Annotated in this window: 14 protein-coding genes and 1 pseudogene; 4 read left to right on the top strand and 11 right to left on the bottom strand. The window is 65.2% G+C overall.

Annotated elements, in window-relative coordinates; translation table 11 throughout:
• The first annotated feature begins 214 nt into the window (after positions 1 to 214).
• Positions 215 to 1,384 (top strand): patatin-like phospholipase family protein, encoded by a 1,170-nt coding sequence (locus QW868_RS16050; protein ID WP_316230920.1) that lies wholly within the window; start codon positions 215 to 217, stop codon positions 1,382 to 1,384.
• A 108-nt stretch (positions 1,385 to 1,492) separates the two neighbouring features.
• Complete coding sequence (locus QW868_RS16055) at positions 1,493 to 2,080, top strand: PepSY domain-containing protein (RefSeq protein WP_315778465.1); 588 nt, start codon at positions 1,493 to 1,495, stop codon at positions 2,078 to 2,080.
• Between the two features lie 9 nt (positions 2,081 to 2,089).
• On the opposite strand, the gene QW868_RS16060 is transcribed toward QW868_RS16055, so the two are convergent.
• The 9 genes from QW868_RS16060 to QW868_RS16100 form a co-directional block, all read right to left on the bottom strand.
• The gene (locus QW868_RS16060; RefSeq protein ID WP_315735638.1) at positions 2,090 to 2,782 is read right to left on the bottom strand and encodes a TetR/AcrR family transcriptional regulator; all 693 of its coding nucleotides are present in this window, start codon (positions 2,780 to 2,782) and stop codon (positions 2,090 to 2,092) included.
• Positions 2,783 to 2,930: 148 nt separating this feature from the next.
• Positions 2,931 to 3,653, bottom strand: coding sequence for an HAD-IA family hydrolase (locus QW868_RS16065; RefSeq protein WP_316230921.1), 723 nt, complete (start codon positions 3,651 to 3,653; stop codon positions 2,931 to 2,933).
• A complete protein-coding gene (gene cbbX, locus QW868_RS16070) occupies positions 3,650 to 4,594 on the bottom strand; it encodes a CbbX protein (RefSeq protein WP_315735640.1) in 945 nt (314 codons plus the stop codon). Before cbbX ends, QW868_RS16065 begins: the two co-directional genes overlap by 4 nt.
• A 164-nt stretch (positions 4,595 to 4,758) precedes the next feature.
• On the bottom strand, positions 4,759 to 5,175 hold the full coding sequence (locus QW868_RS16075) for a ribulose bisphosphate carboxylase small subunit (RefSeq protein WP_315733734.1): 417 nt from the start codon (positions 5,173 to 5,175) through the stop codon (positions 4,759 to 4,761).
• A 74-nt stretch (positions 5,176 to 5,249) separates the two neighbouring features.
• On the bottom strand, positions 5,250 to 6,710 hold the full coding sequence (locus QW868_RS16080; RefSeq protein ID WP_315733736.1) for a form I ribulose bisphosphate carboxylase large subunit: 1,461 nt from the start codon (positions 6,708 to 6,710) through the stop codon (positions 5,250 to 5,252).
• A gap of 35 nt (positions 6,711 to 6,745) precedes the next feature.
• Positions 6,746 to 7,828, bottom strand: coding sequence for a class II fructose-bisphosphate aldolase (gene fba, locus QW868_RS16085; protein WP_315733737.1), 1,083 nt, complete (start codon positions 7,826 to 7,828; stop codon positions 6,746 to 6,748).
• 44 nt (positions 7,829 to 7,872) lie between these two features.
• Positions 7,873 to 9,924 carry a transketolase gene (tkt, locus tag QW868_RS16090; RefSeq protein ID WP_316230922.1) on the bottom strand — a complete coding sequence of 684 codons (2,052 nt, stop codon included), beginning with the start codon at positions 9,922 to 9,924 and terminating at the stop codon, positions 7,873 to 7,875.
• On the bottom strand, positions 9,921 to 10,796 hold the full coding sequence (locus QW868_RS16095) for a phosphoribulokinase (RefSeq protein ID WP_315733741.1): 876 nt from the start codon (positions 10,794 to 10,796) through the stop codon (positions 9,921 to 9,923). The genes tkt and QW868_RS16095 overlap by 4 nt, the downstream gene beginning before the upstream one ends.
• Positions 10,797 to 10,831: 35 nt before the next feature.
• Complete coding sequence (locus QW868_RS16100) at positions 10,832 to 11,875, bottom strand: class 1 fructose-bisphosphatase (RefSeq protein WP_315733743.1); 1,044 nt, start codon at positions 11,873 to 11,875, stop codon at positions 10,832 to 10,834.
• A 136-nt stretch (positions 11,876 to 12,011) separates the two neighbouring features.
• Between QW868_RS16100 and QW868_RS16105 the strand changes: the two genes are divergently transcribed.
• Both QW868_RS16105 and ppsR read left to right on the top strand, forming a co-directional pair.
• Positions 12,012 to 12,932, top strand: a complete 921-nt coding sequence (locus tag QW868_RS16105) for a LysR family transcriptional regulator (RefSeq protein WP_315733745.1) — start codon at positions 12,012 to 12,014, stop codon at positions 12,930 to 12,932.
• 476 nt (positions 12,933 to 13,408) lie between these two features.
• Positions 13,409 to 14,782 carry a transcriptional regulator PpsR gene (ppsR, locus tag QW868_RS16110; RefSeq protein WP_316230923.1) on the top strand — a complete coding sequence of 458 codons (1,374 nt, stop codon included), beginning with the start codon at positions 13,409 to 13,411 and terminating at the stop codon, positions 14,780 to 14,782.
• A 5-nt stretch (positions 14,783 to 14,787) separates the two neighbouring features.
• Here the strand turns inward: ppsR and QW868_RS16115 are convergent.
• Positions 14,788 to 14,925 (bottom strand): annotated as a pseudogene (locus tag QW868_RS16115) (magnesium chelatase ATPase subunit I); the annotation flags it as partial.
• A 107-nt stretch (positions 14,926 to 15,032) separates the two neighbouring features.
• Positions 15,033 to 16,703: a urocanate hydratase gene (gene hutU / locus QW868_RS16120; protein ID WP_316230924.1), complete on the bottom strand. Its 1,671-nt coding sequence runs from the start codon at positions 16,701 to 16,703 to the stop codon at positions 15,033 to 15,035.
• Between the last annotated feature and the right edge of the window lie 8 nt (positions 16,704 to 16,711).

A 16,711-nucleotide genomic window follows, 5' to 3' on the forward strand; every position in this document is an offset into this window, starting at 1 on the left:
AGAAAATCATAGCCGGCGGCGCGTGAGCCGCAGATGAACGCGCCGAGCGCCGCCTGCGATCGAGCAGCAGGACGATCGGCCCAGGCTGCCGTGCAGGTTCCAAGATCCAGCTCCCGCAATCGTGATCCGCGGATACGCGTCGATCGCCTTCGGGCTTGATCAAATCGCAATAACAATACTATACGGTTTCGTTTAGTGAACGGATAGGTGGGACGTGCGATCGCGTTGGATCCGAGCGGCAGGGAGTCTGGCCGCGTTCTGCAGCCTGGCTCTCCTGCTCGGCGGCTGTGCCGCCGTTCAGCGCGCGGCCTATTCGGCCGACGATGCCAAACGCGCCACGATCGACGGCTTTCGCGCGATCCGGATGTGGGCCGATGCGCCGGCCGCGAGCTTCGACAACGCCGCGTTCAAGCCGCAGCCGCAACCGGGCAAGCCCTTCGCCTATCTTGCGCTGTCCGGCGGCGGCGGCGACGGCGCATTCGGCGCCGGCGTTCTCAACGGCTGGAGCGAAAGCGGCGCTCGTCCCGAATTCACGATCGTCTCGGGCGTCAGCACCGGCGCGCTGATCGCTCCGTTCGCCTTCCTCGGGCCAGCCTACGATGCGACGCTGAAGGAGATGTATACGAGCGGGCTCGCCAGCTCGTTCGCGGCCTCCCCCAACGCGCTCAACGCCGTGTTCGGCTCATCCCTGTTCGATGGGCAGCCGCTCCGCGACGCGATCAGCCACTACACGACGCCGGACCTGCTCGCGGCGATCGCCAGAGAACACGCCAAGGGCCGGAGACTGTTCGTCGTGACCACCGACCTGGACGCGGGGCGCCCGGTGTTGTGGAACATGGGTGAGATCGCCTCGGCGCGGACGCCGCGCGCGCTCGACCTGTTCCGGCAGGTCCTGACCGCGTCCGCCAGCGTTCCCGTGGCGTTTCCGCCGTCGCTGATCGCGGCCTCCTCCGACGGCAAGCCGATCGAGGAGATGCATGTCGACGGCGGTGTCTCGACCCAGGTGTTCACCTTTCCGGACCGTCTGCTGATGCAGCCCGGATCATCGCGGCGCATGACCTCAGCGAGGCCCGCCATCTACATCATCATGAACGGTCGGACGTCCACCGATTTCCAGCCGGTCGAAAACAGCGCCAAGGCGATCGCGATCCGCTCGCTGGCCATGAAGAGCAAACGCGAGATCCGGAGCTACCTCTCGGCCACCTATCAGTTCGCCCGGCACAATGGCCTGGCCTTCAACATGACGGCGATCGACCCGTCCGTCCCCGAGGGCCAAGGCGTCGGCTTCGACACCGACTACATGCGCTCGCTCTACACCCTCGGCTATGACGGCGCGCGCTCGGGTCGCTTCTGGACCCAGACGCCGCCGGCGCCGTTACCTTGACAACCGCGCCGCCGACAATTATAAAACGATACAGTTTCGTTTTATCGCAACCGTTTCCCAAGGGAATGCTCTACAAGCACCGACCGAGATCGGAGACAGCAGGCCGTCATGAAACGAATCATTCTGTTGACCTTGATCCTGCTGTCATGGACTCCCCTGGCGCACGCCGTCGCCGGAACCGGCACCGGCATGCAGACGGAGGGTGATCCGCAAGCCTCCACCGATCCGGCGCTGAGCCAGGAGACGATTGATCGCGAGCTCGACAAGTTCAGGCGGACGGAGGTGTCACTGCACCAGGCGCTGCGAATCGCCGAAAGGATTCATCCTGGCTCCAAGACCGCGGACATCAGCTTCGAGGGTGGGCTCGACGCCCCCATCTACAAGGTCCGAACCCTGCAGCGCGGACGGATCTGGGAATCCGACATCGATGGCACCACGGCAAAGGTGCGCAACAGCGTGCTGTTCTCGACCGTGGACGGACTGAGCGAAAGCGACCGTAACAGCCTGGCCGCCCTCACCACGGTCCGGCTCAAGATGTCGGATGCGATTCGGATCGCCGAGCGCTCGGCGGCCGGCCGGGCGATCAGTGGCGGCCTGATGAACAAGGACGGCAAGCTCGCCTTCATCGTGGTCGTCGTCAGCGGCAACGATCTCAAGCAGGTGACGCTCGAACCGTCATTGCTGCGGCGGCGCTGATCGCGCTGCTCAGGCCTTCGGCTGCAGCGCCAGGAAAATCTTGACCCGGTCACGGACGAAGCCGGGCAGCTCCCTGCGGATCGTCCGTTCGCTCTCGCCCATCAGCGAGCGCATGATCACCGGCATGACGATCAGGTCGATGAAGATCTCGGCGGAGGCCGCCGACGCCTTCGACGGCGTCCGGCGGGCGGTCATGGCCGAGACGCCGATCGTCTCGGCGAGCAGCGCCGCCACGGCATGGGTGGCGCGCTTGCGCGAGACGTCATGAAACTGACAACTGAGATCGGGAAACCGGTAGGCCTCCCCGATCGTGACCCGTAACAATCCGAGCGATTCCTTCAGCGCGCGATCGACGATGGCGATGGCAAGTCCAACCAGCTTTTCCTGTGCAGTGCCGGCGACCGGCGTGTAGGCCCCGAGATTCATCACGTCGTTGATGGAGCGCTCGACGACGGCGGCAAACAAGGCGGCCTTGCCGGTGTATCGGGCATAAATCGTCGGCTTGCTGGCGGGGGCGCGTTCGGCGATCTCGTCGATGCTGGCGCCGTCAAAGCCGCGCTCGAGAAACACCGCGCGCGCAGCGTCCAGAATACGTTCCTCGATGTTTCCAGCCAACGCCTTCGGGGGCCGTCCCACCCGCCCGCGAAACGCTTCCGTGCGTGCAACGTCCGTACGTTTCAATTTGGCCTGCGTGCGGGCCATACTCAACGACCTCGACTCGACATGAAGACATATCGTTAAGGGATTACACGTTCTTGTCGAGACGGCAATAGAACAACTACGCCACGCGGCTATGCGCATGGTGGCGTACATAATCGGCAATGCATCAACACAGGCACCTCAAAATACCTCAGGCAACAAACTCCACGAGGTCGTCGAGCACAGCGAGCGCACCGTCGAACGTGTCGTCATGAAAGTAGAGGCTGCGCGTGATCAGCACGGGAAGGCCGGCGCGGGTCGCAGCCATCAACCCGTTACCGGAGTCCTCGATCGCGATGCAACTGGCCGCGGGTAGATCGAGCTGCGACAAGACCTCCAGGTAGACATCGGGCGCAGGCTTCTTGCGCGCGACATCGTCGGCCGCCACGACGGCGGCAAATCCTGCCTCCCAATCCACGCCCAACACGGGCGCCAGCAGGGCATCGATATTGGCGCGCGTGGTCGTCGTCGCGATCGCGAGCCGCTGCCCGCGTGCCGAGGCAGCCCCCAGCAATGCTTGAACGCCCGGGCGCAATGGGCATCCCTTGTCGGCCATCAGCGCGGCAAACCGCTCCGTCTTGATGCGATGAAGCCGGGCAATGACGGCGTCGCTCAGCGGCGGCCCCGTGCGCCCCATCTGGTCGAAGGCGCGAATGCGCTCCTTGCCGCCGGCGACGCGCAGCAGCTCCTTGTAGATGCGGCGGCCCCAGTGCCAGTCGATGCCGACCGCGACGAACGCCTCGTTGAAGGCCTCGCGATGGATCTCCTCGGTCTCGGCCATGGTGCCGTCGACATCGAAGATCAGCGCGCCGGCGTCGGCGATGCGGCGCCTGAGATCGTCGAGCGGCGCGTTCATCACCAAAGCGAGACTCATGATTGCGCCTCCGCCCTGCCGTCGCCTGCGTCGGCACCCTTGGCGAACACGCGACTCGCCAGCACGTCGCTCGCTTCGATCGACATCACGTCATCGGACGTCAGCACGCGGTCGAGCCGCGACACCAGCCGGTTGGCCTGACGCAGGCGGATCCGATCCAGCGCGTTGCGGATCGAGCGCGCGTTCGAGAACAACGGTTGGGTGCGCCGGACGGCGATGTACTTTTCGAAAGCGGCGCGGGCCTCCGGGGTGAAGCGATAATTCTGCCCCTCCAGCATCATCTCGGAGATCGTCAGTAGCTCGGCTTCCGAATAGTCGGGGAAGTCGATGTGGTGGGCGATGCGCGAGCGGAAGCCGGGATTGCTCTGGAAGAACTTCTCCATCCGGTCGGCATAGCCGGCAAGAATGACCACGAGGTCCTCGCGCTGCGACTCCATGATCTGCAGCAGGATCTCGATCGACTCCTGGCCGTAGTCGCGCTCGTTCTCGGGACGGTAGAGATAATAGGCCTCGTCAATGAACAGGACGCCCCCCATCGCCTTCTTCAGCACTTCCTTGGTCTTTGGCGCGGTGTGGCCGATATATTGGCCGACGAGATCGTCGCGGGTGACACTGATGACGTGGCCGCGACGGACGAAGCCGAGCCGGTGCAGGATGCCCGCCATGCGCAGCGCGACCGTGGTCTTGCCGGTGCCGGGATTGCCGGTGAACGACATGTGCAGGGTCGGAAACGTCGTCGCCAGCCCCATCTTGCGGCGGATCCGCTCCATCATCAGCAGCGAGGCGATCTCGCGGATCCGCGTCTTGACCGGCGCGAGCCCGACCAGCTCACGGTCGAGCTGCTCCAGCACGGGCGCAATATCGACGCTCTCGAACTCGCGGCGCAGGTCGACGGTATCGACCGGCGTCGCCTGGGTGGTGTCCGCCTGCGTGGCCTGCATCATCCGCTCGTGCTCCGTTCGGGACGCTCGCATCAGATCGCCGTACCTTCGAACCTGGCAGCAACGAAGCAACGGCAAATAGAAGGTGATATGGCCGCTCCGGGCGGAGATCCCTGCCACGCCGCAGACCTGCAGGCGCAGCAGCGACCTCCGCCCGCCAGGGATCAGTAACGCTGGCCTTCGGGGCGCTCGGCCGCGTAGGACCGCGTCGAATAACGCTGATTGCGCCCGACGGTTTCCTGCCGGTCGAGCCGGAAGCCCGGCTCGTTCTGCGGCCGGTTGACGATGAAGGACAGCCGGGTCGACTCCCAGCCGTGGGTGGAGTCGAAGGCCGAGATGCGGATGTAGCGGTCGCCATAGATCTTCCGGCATTCGGCCAGCTCGCGCATGATGCCGGCGGCGTCACGCAGGTCGAACATCGGCAGGCCCCACATCTCCCAATAGGTGTTGCGGGGATGCGGATCGTCGGTGAACTCGATGTTCACGGCCCAATTCTTCTCGAGGCAATACTGGATCTGGGCCGTGATCTGCTCGTCGGTCAGATCGGGTAGGAAAGAAAAGCAGCCTTGGGTCACGCGCATGTTGATGTCTCCTGATGTGGCTGATGCGGGCGAGCGGGCTCCGGCCCGCGTCGCGGCGGCGCATCGAATAATGACTAGGCGGCGGGCGTGACGGTCGGCACGAAGTCCGGCGAGTCGGTCGATTCGTAGTTGAAGGTGACGTCCTTCCAGATCTCCAGCGCCTCGCGCAGCGGCGTGCAGGTCTGCGCCGCCTTGGCCAGGATCTCCGGGCCCTCATGCACGTAGTCGCGGCCCTCGTTGCGGGCGAGGATCATCGCCTCCAGCGCGACGCGGTTGGCGGTCGCACCGGCGGCGATGCCGCGCGGATGGCCGATGGTGCCGCCACCGAACTGCAGCACGACGTCCTCGCCAAGCAGGTCGAGCAGCTGGTGCATCTGGCCGGCATGGATGCCGCCGGACGCCACCGGCATCAGCTTGTTCAGGCTGGCCCAGGGCTGGTCGAAGAACACGCCGTGCTCGAGCCGCATCGGATTAAAGTCCTCGCGGCAGATGTCGTAGTAGCCGCGTGTGGTGTTCGGGTCGCCCTCGAGCTTGCCGACCACGGTGCCGGCATGGATGTGGTCGACACCGGCGAGCCGCATCCACTTGGCGATAACGCGGAACGACACGCCGTGCGCGCGCTGCCGCGTATAGGTCGAGTGTCCTGCACGATGCAGATGCAGGATCATGTCGTTCTTGCGAGCCCACTTCGCCATCGACTGGATCGCGGTGTAGCCGATCACGAGGTCGATCATGACAACGCATGACCCGAGCTCCTTGGCGAACTCGGCGCGCTCATACATGTCTTCCATGGTCGCTGCGGTAATGTTGAGATAAGTCCCCTTCATCTCACCGGTGGCCGCCTGCGCCTTGTTGACCGCCTCCATGCAGTACAGGAAGCGCTCCCGCCAATGCATGAACGGCTGCGAGTTGATGTTCTCGTCGTCCTTGGTGAAGTCGAGCCCGCCCTTCAGCGCCTCGTAGACGACGCGGCCGTAGTTGCGGCCGGACAGGCCGAGCTTCGGCTTGACGGTAGCGCCCAGCAGCGGCCGGCCGAACTTGTCGAGCCGCTCGCGCTCGACGACGATGCCGGTCGCCGGCCCCTGGAACGTCTTAACATAGGCAACCGGCAGCCGCATGTCCTCCAGCCGCAGCGCCTTCAGCGGCTTGAAGCCGAACACGTTGCCGATGATCGAGGCCGTCAGGTTGGAGATCGAGCCCGGCTCGAACAGGTCGAGGTCATAGGCGATGTAGGCGAAGTAGCTGCCCGGCGAGCCCGGCACCGGCTCGACCCGGTAGCACTTGGCGCGGTACTTCTCGGCCGCCGTCAGGCGGTCGGTCCACACCACGGTCCAGGTCGCGGTCGAGGATTCGCCGGCGACCGCGGCGCAAGCCTCGGTCGGGTCGACACCGTCCTGCGGCGTGACGCGGAACAGCGCGATCACGTCGGTGTCCTTTGGCTGATAGGACGGCTCCCAGTAGCCCATGCGCTTGTATTCCATGACGCCGGACTTGTAGCGATCCTTGCCGCGCACCGTGATCGATGGGTCGTTCATGTGTTCCTCCTGAATGTTCGTTATGGCCGTGGATGTCAGGCAGCTTCAGTCATTCCCCCAACTCGCGGATCGAGTGCGCCGGAGCGGTAGCGCTTGGCCATTTCGGCGAGCGGAATGACCTTGATCCTGGACGCATTGCCGGCAGCGCCGAACTGCTCGAACCGCTCGCGGCACAACTCGCGCATCGAATCCATCGCGGGCTTCAGGAACTTGCGCGGATCGAACTCGACCTTCGACGACGCGCCGACCTTGCGGAAGATCGCGGTCATCGCCAGCCGGCAGTCGGTGTCGATATTGACCTTGCGGACGCCGTGGCGGATGCCGCGCACGATCTCCTCGACCGGGACGCCCCAGGTCTGCGGCATCTCGCCGCCGAACTGATTGAACATGTCCTGCAGCGCCTGGGGCACCGAGGACGAGCCGTGCATCACCAGATGCGTGTTCGGCAGCCGGCGATGGATCTCCTCGATCACATTCATGGCGAGGATCTCGCCGTCCGGCTTGCGCGAGAACTTGTAGGCGCCGTGCGAGGTGCCCATAGCGATCGCCAGCGCATCGACCTTGGTGGCGCGGACGAAATCCACGGCTTGGTCCGGATCGGTCAGCAGCTGCTCGCGGCTGACTTTGCCCTCGAGGCCATGACCATCCTCCTGCTCGCCGCCGCCATGCTCGAGCGAGCCGAGCACGCCGAGTTCGCCCTCGACCGAGGCGCCGACCCAATGCGCCATGTCAGTGACACGGCGGGTGATGTCGACATTGTAGTCATAATCCGCCGCGGTCTTGGCGTCGGCCTTGAGCGACCCGTCCATCATGACAGAGGTGAAGCCGTACTTGATCGCGGTGGCGCAGGTCGCCTCGTCGTTGCCGTGGTCCTGGTGCAGGCAGAGCGGAATCTGCGGATACATCTCCTCCAGCGCGTCGATCATCTTCGACAGCATGATGTCGCCGGCATAGGAGCGCGCGCCGCGCGAGGCCTGGATGATCACGGGGGCGTCGACCGCCGCGGCCGCCTCCATGATCGCGAGCCCCTGCTCCATGTTGTTGATGTTGAAAGCCGGCACGCCATAGCTGCGCTCGGCAGCATGGTCCAGCAATTGTCTGAGCGTGATCCGCGCCATGTTGATCTCCGTCCCTGTTTCGATGCTCTATTCTGTGACGCGGCTCAGGAAGCCCGCGCCCGGATGATGTTGCGCATGGCCGCATCGGCGACCGCCGCAGGCGTGATGCCGAATTCGCGGTACAGCACCTCGGCCGGCGCCGAGGCGCCAAAGCCCTGCATGCCGACGAACTCGCCGGCATCACCGAGCCAGCGCGCCCAGTCGCCCTCGATCGCAGCTTCGACCCCGATGCGTGGCGCATGGCCGAGCACCTCGGCGCGATACTCTGCCGACTGCTTGCGGAACAATTCGAAGCACGGCGCCGACACCACCGCCGCCTGGACGCCTTCGGCCGCCAGCAGCTTGGCCGCCTCCAGCGCGATGGCCACCTCCGAGCCGGTCGCAATCAAAGTCACGTCGCGACCGGCCTCGGGCTCGATGACCACGTAGGCGCCGAGCGCTACCTTGTTGTGATCCGATGCCTCGGTGCGGAACGCCGGCAGCGCCTGCCGCGACAGGCACAGCACCGACGGCGAGGTCTCCGCACGCAGCGCGCAATCCCAGGCTTCCGCCGTCTCGACCGCGTCGGCCGGGCGGAATACCAGGAGGTTCGGAATGGCCCGCAAGCTCGCGACATGCTCGACCGGCTGATGCGTCGGGCCGTCCTCGCCGAGGCCGATGGAATCGTGGGTCATGACGTGGATGACGCGGATGCCCATCAGCGCGGCCAGGCGAATCGCCGGCCGGCTGTAGTCGGCGAACGCGAGGAAGGTGCCGCCATAGGGAATGAAGCCGCCATGCAGCGCGATGCCGTTCATGGCCGCGGCCATCGCATGCTCGCGCACGCCATAGTGGATGTAGTTGCCGTCCATGGTCGCGGGCGTGACGGACTTGTGCGTCTTTGCCTTCGTGAGGTTGGAGTGAGTGAGATCCGCCGAGCCACCGAGCAGATTGGGCAGCACCGTCGCAATGACATCGATGACGTTCTGCGAGGCCTGGCGGGTGGCGATCTTCGGCCGCTCGGCCGTGAGCTGCGCGATGAACTGCGCCATGCGCTCGGTATAGGTGGCCGGAAGCTTCTTGTTCAGCGCGTCGTGGCAGGGCGACCGGTCCGCGGTGCACAGCTTGCGCGCACGCTCCTTCCAGGCCTGGCGCACGCTGCGGCCTCGCGCGCCGATCTCGCGCCAGCTCACCAGCACGTCGGCCGGCACCTCGAACGGACGGTGGGGCCAGTGCAGTGCCGCGCGGGTCTTCTCGACCTCCTCCGGCCCAAGCGGCGCGCCATGCGCCTTCTCCGAGCCCTGCCGTCCGGGTGAACCGAAGCCGATCGTCGTCCGGCACGCGATCATGCTGGGACGATCGCTCTGCCGCGCCGCTGCGATCGCCGCAGCAATCGCTTCCGGATCATGGCCGTCGATGCGGCAGGTCGTCCAGCCAGAGGCGGCAAAGCGCGCGAGCTGATCGTCGGAGCATGCCAGTCCGGTCGAGCCGTCAATCGAGATGCCGTTGTCGTCGAACAGCACGATCAAACGATTCAGCTTGAGATGCCCCGCGAGCGAGATCGCCTCGTGACTGATGCCCTCCATCAGGCAGCCGTCGCCGGCGATCACATAGGTGTAGTGATCGACCAGATCGTTGCCATAGCGCGCGTTCATCAGGCGCTCGGCGAGCGCCATGCCGACCGCCGTCGCGATGCCCTGCCCCAGCGGACCGGTCGTGGTCTCGACGCCCGGCGTGTGGCCATATTCCGGATGCCCGGGCGTCTTGGCGCCCCATTGCCGGAACTTCTTCAGCTCATCGATCGTGACCGCCTCATAGCCGGTCAGATGCAGCAGCGCATAGAGCAGCATCGAGCCGTGTCCGGCCGACAGCACGAAACGGTCGCGATCGGGCCAGGCCGGATCGGCGGGATCGAACTTCAGGAAGCGCTGATACAGCACAGTGGCGACATCGGCCATGCCCATCGGCATGCCGGGGTGGCCCGACTTCGCCTTTTCGACGGCGTCGATCGCGAGGAAGCGGATGGCATTCGCCATCTCCGCATGGCTGGGATCGGCCTTGATATCGGTCTTGCTATCAGTCTTGGGGGCCAGCGTCTGCACGGCGGTGGCGGTCATAGCGTGCGCCTCTTTCGGTCCATCAGTTGCATGATCATGGGGGTGAGAATGAGCTGCATGGCGAGATCGAGCCTGGAACCATGGATCACGATCGAATTCGCGCGCGACATGAAGCTGCCCTGGATCATCGAGAGCAGATAGGGAAAGTCGATGCCGCGCGGATTCTTCAGGCGGATGACGACCATCGACTCGTCGGGCGTGGGAATCCAGCGCGCGATGAAGGGATTCGACGTGTCGACCGTCGGTACACGCTGGAAGTTGATGTCGGTCTCGGAAAACTGCGGAATGATGTAGTTCACATAGTCCGGCATGCGCCGCAGGATTGTGTCGGTGACCGCCTCGGTGGTATAGCCGCGCGAGGCACGGTCGCGGTGCAGCTTCTGGATCCATTCGAGATTGATGACCGGAACGACACCGATCTTGAGGTCCGCATGCTGGGCAATGTTGACCGTCTCGGTGACGACAGCGCCATGCAGGCCTTCGTAGAACAGAAGATCGGACTCTTCCGGCAGCCGCGTCCAGTCGGTGAAGTTGCCGGGCCTTGTGTCGTAGAGCCGCGCCTCCTCCTCGTCATGGACGTAGTGGCGCGTCATGCCCGTGCCGGTCTCGGAGTAATCGCGGAAGGTCTTCTCGAGCTCCTCGAACAGGTTGGTGTCGGGGCTGAAATGGCTGAAGTGCTTGTTGCCGAGTTCGGCCTCCTCGACCATCTTGCGGCGCATCTCCTCGCGATTGTAGCGATGGAAGGCATCGCCCTCGATGTAGGCCGCCTTGACGTTCTCGCGGCGGAAGATGTTCTCGAAGGTCTTCTTGACGGACGTGGTGCCGGCGCCCGACGAGCCCGTGATCGAGATGATGGGATGACGACGTGACATGACTTTTCTCCGGAAGGCGCGTTCGGCAGGCAGGCTCAGCGGAACAGGCCGCGCCGCGCGAACAGGGGCGCATCGCTGGTTTCGAACAGCGGCTCGACACCCTCGTGCAGCTGGTCGACGTCGCGAACAAGGCGAACGTCGCCCATGATCAGCGGCGCGCGCTGATGCGGCGAGCGCGCCGACAGTTCGAGAATGCGCGAACGGCCGCTCGAGGCCGAGCCGCCGGCCCATTCCATGATCAGCGCCATCGGATGCGCCTCGTAGACCAGCCGCAGCCGGCCCTCACGATAGCCGGGGCGGGAGTCGGCCGGATAGAGGAACACGCCGCCGCGCATCAGGATGCGATAGGCCTCGGCGACCAGCGAGGCGATCCAACGCATGTTGAAGTCGCGGCCGCGCGGGCCCGCGGCGCCCGCCAGGCATTCGTCGACATAGTTGCGCACCGTCCCGCTCCAGTGCCGGCGGTTCGAGGCGTTGATGGCGAACTCCGGCGTATCCTGCGGGATGCGGATTCCGGACTTGGCGAGCATGAACTCGTGCAAGGTCGGATGCAGGACGTAGAGATCGACGCGGCGGTCGATCGCGAGCACCAGGCAGGTCTGCGGTCCGTAGACGAAAAAGCCGGCGGCACGCTGCGCGGTGCCGGGCTCGAAGAAGCTGGAGAGCACGTCGCGGCCGCGCGGCCGGATCGAGAAGATGGTGCCGACCGAGATGTTATTCTGCAGGTTCGAGGAGCCGTCGAGCGGGTCGATCGCCACGCAAAGTGGGGCAGCAGCGTTGACCGTTTCCGGCCGATCGACCTCTTCGGACAGGATGCCGGCGACAGGAGCCCGGCGCAGCGCATCCCGCATCAGATTGTCGGCGACGATGTCGAGCGCCTTCTGGACGTCGCCGTCGGCGTTCACGGTGGCGGCGCCTTCGTCGACGCCGGACAGCGGCGCGATAGCGATCTGCCGCGCAAGCTCGCGCGCCGCCTCGGCCAGAGCCTCGATGACCGCGGCACAATCGGCGTCGGCACCCTGCGCCGCCAGATGTGCCTGCAATGTCTGATGATGATCCATGGGCCACTCCCTTGCCATCAGCCCATTCTTTGGAGAGCTTGATGCGTGCGGCACGAAGGGGTCGTGCCGCACCCCCATCAAGGCCCGGTTTGCGTGATTAGGGAAATTTCTTTATCTTTGGATCGACAAAAGTTTTCCTTATATCGAGGGTTCCATGAGCCGGCGCTTCTCACGCGACCTCACCATTCGCCAGCTGCGCGCGCTCGCAGCCGTGCAGGAATCCGGATCGGTCACCTCCGCGGCCGGCCGTCTTCACCTGACGCAGCCTGCGGTCACGCTGCAAATTCGCAACCTTCAGGAGCTCGCCGGCCTGCCGCTGATCCAGCGCACCACCGACGGCATGATCCTCACCGAAGCCGGACGCAGCGTTCTGGCGCTGGCCGAACGCGTCGAGGCGGCGCTGCAGGATTGCGAGCAGGCGCTCGACATTTTGGCGGGGCGCAGCGGCGGCAGGGTCGCGATCGGCGCGGTCAGCACGGCGAAATATTTCGTTCCCTTCGCCATCGCGGAATTCTCGCGACGGTTCCCCAAGATCGACGTCACCCTGCGGATCGGCAATCGCGACACCATCCGCGAAGCGCTCAGAGGATACGATCTCGACATCGCCATCATGGGACGGCCGCCGGCGGACATTCCCGTCGACATGCGGCCGATGGGCAAGCATCCGCATGTCATCGTCGCGCCGGCGGGGCACCGGCTCGCGCGCCGAAAACGGATCGCGGCCGCAGAGCTCGCGGGCGAGGTGTTCATCACGCGCGAGAGCGGCTCGGGAACCCGCATGCTGATGGAGACCTTCCTGGAGAAGCACGGTCTGCATCTCAAGACCAGCATGGAGATGGACAGCAACGAGACCATCAAGCAGGCCGTCATCGCCGGCCTCGGCATCGCCTTCATCTCGCAGCACACGGTGTCGCACGAGCTCGGCGAGGGCCGCCTGGTCACCTTGAAGGTGCCCGGACTGCCCGTGATCCGGCAATGGCATGCGGTACGGCGCGCCGACAAGCTGCTGCTGCCGCCGGCGCAGGCCATGCTGGATTTCCTCGGCAAGGAGGGCGCACGGTTCCTGCCCCGTTGACGGCACGGTGAGGGACCGGCGTGGTGGCACCGTGCGCGCGCACGTCGATGTGCGCGCGCACCAGACCTCACGCGGCCTGCGCCAGCCCCATCTCGGCCCAGATCGCCGAGAGTGCCGTCGGCCGAAATTGCCAACACGACCGTCGCAACCACACCCGCTCTCAGCATCCTGCGTTGTCGCGATTTTCCGAGTCCTCGCGCAGCTATCCCTTACAGTGATTAGTGCAATGAATACTTGTCATGCCATGTGTCGATGAAATGATCGCTGAAAACGAGCGGTCAAGCCGCAGTTTGAGCATGCGGCGGGCGCAGGGATACAGTTGGAAGTATGTGCTTGTAAATAAGCCTTGACACTGAGGGCGCAGCATGGACTGTCGAGTCTCTCAAGACGTTAGCGGGATGCGACCTAGCGCCTTCAAGATGCGCGCCGACGGCGTCGGCCGTGGTCCTTGAGCGTCTCCAACGGGTGCCTAGACCATGGCCGAATTTCACGGTCCACGCGCCGACGTGACATTACTGCTCGACATGGACGGCGTGATCCGTGAGGCGACGCTGTCTCCCAACATGTCATCCGAAAATGTCGACGTGTGGCTTGGCCGTCCCTGGTCCGAGATCGTCGACGGTGCGAGCGAGAAGATCGAACGCATCATGCAGGACACCAAGCGGACCGGCATTTCCGCATTCCGCCAGATCACGCAGCGCTTCCCCAGCGGCCTCGAACTTCCGATGGAATTCACGACTGTACTGCTCGGCGGTCGGGCTGGCATGCTCGCGATCGGCAAGAACCTGCAGGCCGTGGCCGAGCTGCAGGCCCGGCTGATCTCGGCCCAGCAGACCATCGAGCGCGACTATTGGAAGCTGCGCGAGATCGAAACGCGCTACCGGCTCGTGATCGAGGATTCCAACGAGGCCGTACTGCTGACGAAGGTCCGGGATCTGCGCATCGTCGAAGCCAACCGGACCGCGACCTCCGCGCTGGGGACATCCGGCCGCCGCAGGGACAATCTGGTCGGCCGCGAGTTTCTGCAGGAGATTCCAGCCACGGACCGCGAGCTGGTTGAACAGATGCTGAGACGCGTGCGCGACCAGGGCAAGGCGCCCGGCATCGTGGTCCATCTCGGCGAAGAGGCCGTCCCCTGGATGCTCAGGGGATCCCTGATGACCAGCAATGCCGGGCCGATGTTCCTGCTGCAGATGGCACCGATCGACAAGGCTGCGCAGCCCGGCCTCGTGCCGGACAATCCCGAAGCGCTGATCGACAACCTCCCCGACGCCGTCATCAGCATCGACGGCGGCGGTGCCATCAAGCGCGCGAATCGCGCGTTTCTGGAACTGGTCGAGATCGGGTCGACGGAGGCGGTCATCGGCGAGAAGCTGAGCGGCTGGTTGACGCGCCCCGGCGCCGACCTTTCGGTCCTGATCTCCAACGTCGAGCGCCACGGCACCGTTCGGCTGCTATCCACGACCATCCAAGGCGAGCTCGGCACCGAAACGGAGGTCGAGATCTCGGCTGCGGCCTATGGTCTGGACGGCCATCCCCGGATTGCGCTGGTGCTGCGCAACGTCGCCAGGCGGCTGTCGCCGACTGCGGAGCATGACAACCTCAGGGTCGCGCTGGCCGCCCTGAACGAATCCGTCGGCAAGACTCCGCTGCGCAAGCTGGTGAAGAGCACGGTCGAGGTCGTTGAACAGCATTACGTCCGTGCGGCGCTCGAGCTCGCCAATGGGAATCGGACGTCGGCCGCCGAAATTCTTGGTCTCAGCCGCCAAAGCCTTTACGCCAAGCTCGATCGGTATGACCTCAGCCAACCAGAAGAAAGCGACGACGAGGAAACCGAAAAGGGGAGCTAGTTGCCCGCTGCGAGCGCGCGGACCGCGGTCGACTTGCCGGCGCCGCGATCGCCAAAGGCCAGCACGCCGCCGACCTTCGGATCGACGACAGCGATCATCAGCGCCAGCTTCATCTCGTCCTGGCCGACGATGGCCGAGAACGGAAGGCGATCCCCATGAGCTTCCCCTGCACCGCGACGAGTTCCCTTCGCGTTGTCAGCATGAGATCACAATCAGGGGCCGCACTTCAACCCGTGAGGAATGCACGCCCTCAGCGTGCCAGGCTCGGCAGGTCGAGGCCGTAGGCCTCGGCGCACGCGATCGCGTCCTCGTAGCCGGCATCGGCATGGCGCATCACGCCGGTGGCCGGATCGTTCCACAACACGCGCTCCAGCCGCCGCGCGGCGTCCGGTGTGCCGTCCGCCACGATCACCATGCCGGCATGCTGCGAATAGCCGATGCCAACCCCGCCGCCATGATGCAGCGACACCCAGGTCGCACCGCTCGCGCAATTCAGGAGCGCGTTGAGCAGCGGCCAGTCCGACACGGCATCCGAGCCGTCCTTCATCGCCTCAGTCTCGCGGTTCGGGCTCGCGACCGAGCCGGAGTCGAGATGGTCGCGCCCGATCACGATCGGCGCCTTCAATTCGCCACGGGCGACCATCTCGTTGAACGCAAGCCCGAGGCGATGACGATCGCCGAGCCCCACCCAGCAGATCCGCGCCGGCAGCCCCTGGAACTTGATGCGCTGCCTCGCCATGTCGAGCCAGTTGTGCAGGTGCTTGTTGTCCGGCAGCAGCTCCTTCACCTTGGCGTCGGTCTTGTAGATGTCTTGCGGATCGCCCGACAGCGCAGCCCAGCGGAACGGACCGATACCGCGGCAGAACAAGGGACGAATATACGCCGGCACGAAGCCGGGAAAATCGAACGCGTTGGCGAGGCCCATGTCCTTCGCCATCTGGCGGATGTTGTTGCCGTAGTCGAGCGTCGGGATGCCCATGGCGTGGAAATCCAGCATCGCCTGGACGTGGCCGACCATCGAGGTCTTCGCCGCCTGCTCGACGGCCTTCGGCTCCGACGCGCGCTTGGCCTCCCACTCGGCCAGCGTCCAGCCCTTCGGCAGATAGCCGTTGATCGGATCATGCGCGCTGGTCTGGTCGGTGACGATGTCGGGGCGCACGCCGCGGCGCACGAGCTCCGGGAAGATCTCGGCGGCGTTGCCAAGCAGGCCGACGGACACCGCCTTCTTGGTGTTGGCGGCCTCGGCCATCAGTGCCAGCGCCTCGTCGAGCGTGGCCGCCTGGCGATCGAGATAGCCGGTGCGCAGCCGCATCTCGATGCGGCTCGGCTGGCATTCGACGGCGAGCATCGACGCGCCCGCCATCGTGGCGGCCAACGGCTGCGCGCCGCCCATGCCGCCGAGGCCCGCGGTCAGGATCCACTTGCCAGCGAGATCACCATTGTAGTGACGGCGGCCGACCTCGACGAAGGTCTCATAGGTGCCCTGCACGATGCCCTGGCTGCCGATATAGATCCAGGAGCCGGCCGTCATCTGGCCGTACATCATCAGGCCCATTTTATCGAGCGCGTTGAAATGATCGAGCGTCGCCCAATGCGGCACGATGTTGGAGTTGGCGATCAGCACGCGCGGCGCATCCGGGTGCGTACGGAAGATGCCGACCGGCTTGCCGGACTGCACCACGAGCGTCTGATCGGCTTCGAGCTTGCGCAAGGAGGCAACGATGCGATCAAAGCTGTCCCAGTCGCGCGCGGCGCGGCCGATGCCGCCATAGACGATCAGTTCGCTCGGCTTCTCGGCCACATCAGGATCGAGATTGTTCATCAGCATGCGCAAGGGCGCTTCGGTGAGCCAGCTCTTGGCGCTGATGTCGCTGCCAATGGGGGCGCGGATCACCCGCGCATTGTCCAGGCGTCGGTTCATGGGTCCCT

It is taken from the genome of Bradyrhizobium sp. SZCCHNR1051 (assembly GCF_032489615.1).
Classification (GTDB): domain Bacteria; phylum Pseudomonadota; class Alphaproteobacteria; order Rhizobiales; family Xanthobacteraceae; genus Bradyrhizobium.

What these genes read in the sequence shown, in the direction of transcription:
- QW868_RS16055 (WP_315778465.1), top strand. Translation starts at nt 1,493, where the DNA reads ATGAAACGAATCATTCTGTTGACCTTGATCCTGCTGTCATGGACTCCC.
- QW868_RS16060 (WP_315735638.1), bottom strand. Translation starts at nt 2,782, where the DNA reads ATGGCCCGCACGCAGGCCAAATTGAAACGTACGGACGTTGCACGCACG.
- QW868_RS16065 (WP_316230921.1), bottom strand. Translation starts at nt 3,653, where the DNA reads ATGAGTCTCGCTTTGGTGATGAACGCGCCGCTCGACGATCTCAGGCGC.
- cbbX (WP_315735640.1), bottom strand. Translation starts at nt 4,594, where the DNA reads ATGCAGGCCACGCAGGCGGACACCACCCAGGCGACGCCGGTCGATACC.
- QW868_RS16075 (WP_315733734.1), bottom strand. Translation starts at nt 5,175, where the DNA reads ATGCGCGTGACCCAAGGCTGCTTTTCTTTCCTACCCGATCTGACCGAC.
- QW868_RS16080 (WP_315733736.1), bottom strand. Translation starts at nt 6,710, where the DNA reads ATGAACGACCCATCGATCACGGTGCGCGGCAAGGATCGCTACAAGTCC.
- fba (WP_315733737.1), bottom strand. Translation starts at nt 7,828, where the DNA reads ATGGCGCGGATCACGCTCAGACAATTGCTGGACCATGCTGCCGAGCGC.
- tkt (WP_316230922.1), bottom strand. Translation starts at nt 9,924, where the DNA reads ATGACCGCCACCGCCGTGCAGACGCTGGCCCCCAAGACTGATAGCAAG.
- QW868_RS16095 (WP_315733741.1), bottom strand. Translation starts at nt 10,796, where the DNA reads ATGTCACGTCGTCATCCCATCATCTCGATCACGGGCTCGTCGGGCGCC.
- QW868_RS16100 (WP_315733743.1), bottom strand. Translation starts at nt 11,875, where the DNA reads ATGGCAAGGGAGTGGCCCATGGATCATCATCAGACATTGCAGGCACAT.
- QW868_RS16105 (WP_315733745.1), top strand. Translation starts at nt 12,012, where the DNA reads ATGAGCCGGCGCTTCTCACGCGACCTCACCATTCGCCAGCTGCGCGCG.
- ppsR (WP_316230923.1), top strand. Translation starts at nt 13,409, where the DNA reads ATGGCCGAATTTCACGGTCCACGCGCCGACGTGACATTACTGCTCGAC.
- hutU (WP_316230924.1), bottom strand. Translation starts at nt 16,703, where the DNA reads ATGAACCGACGCCTGGACAATGCGCGGGTGATCCGCGCCCCCATTGGC.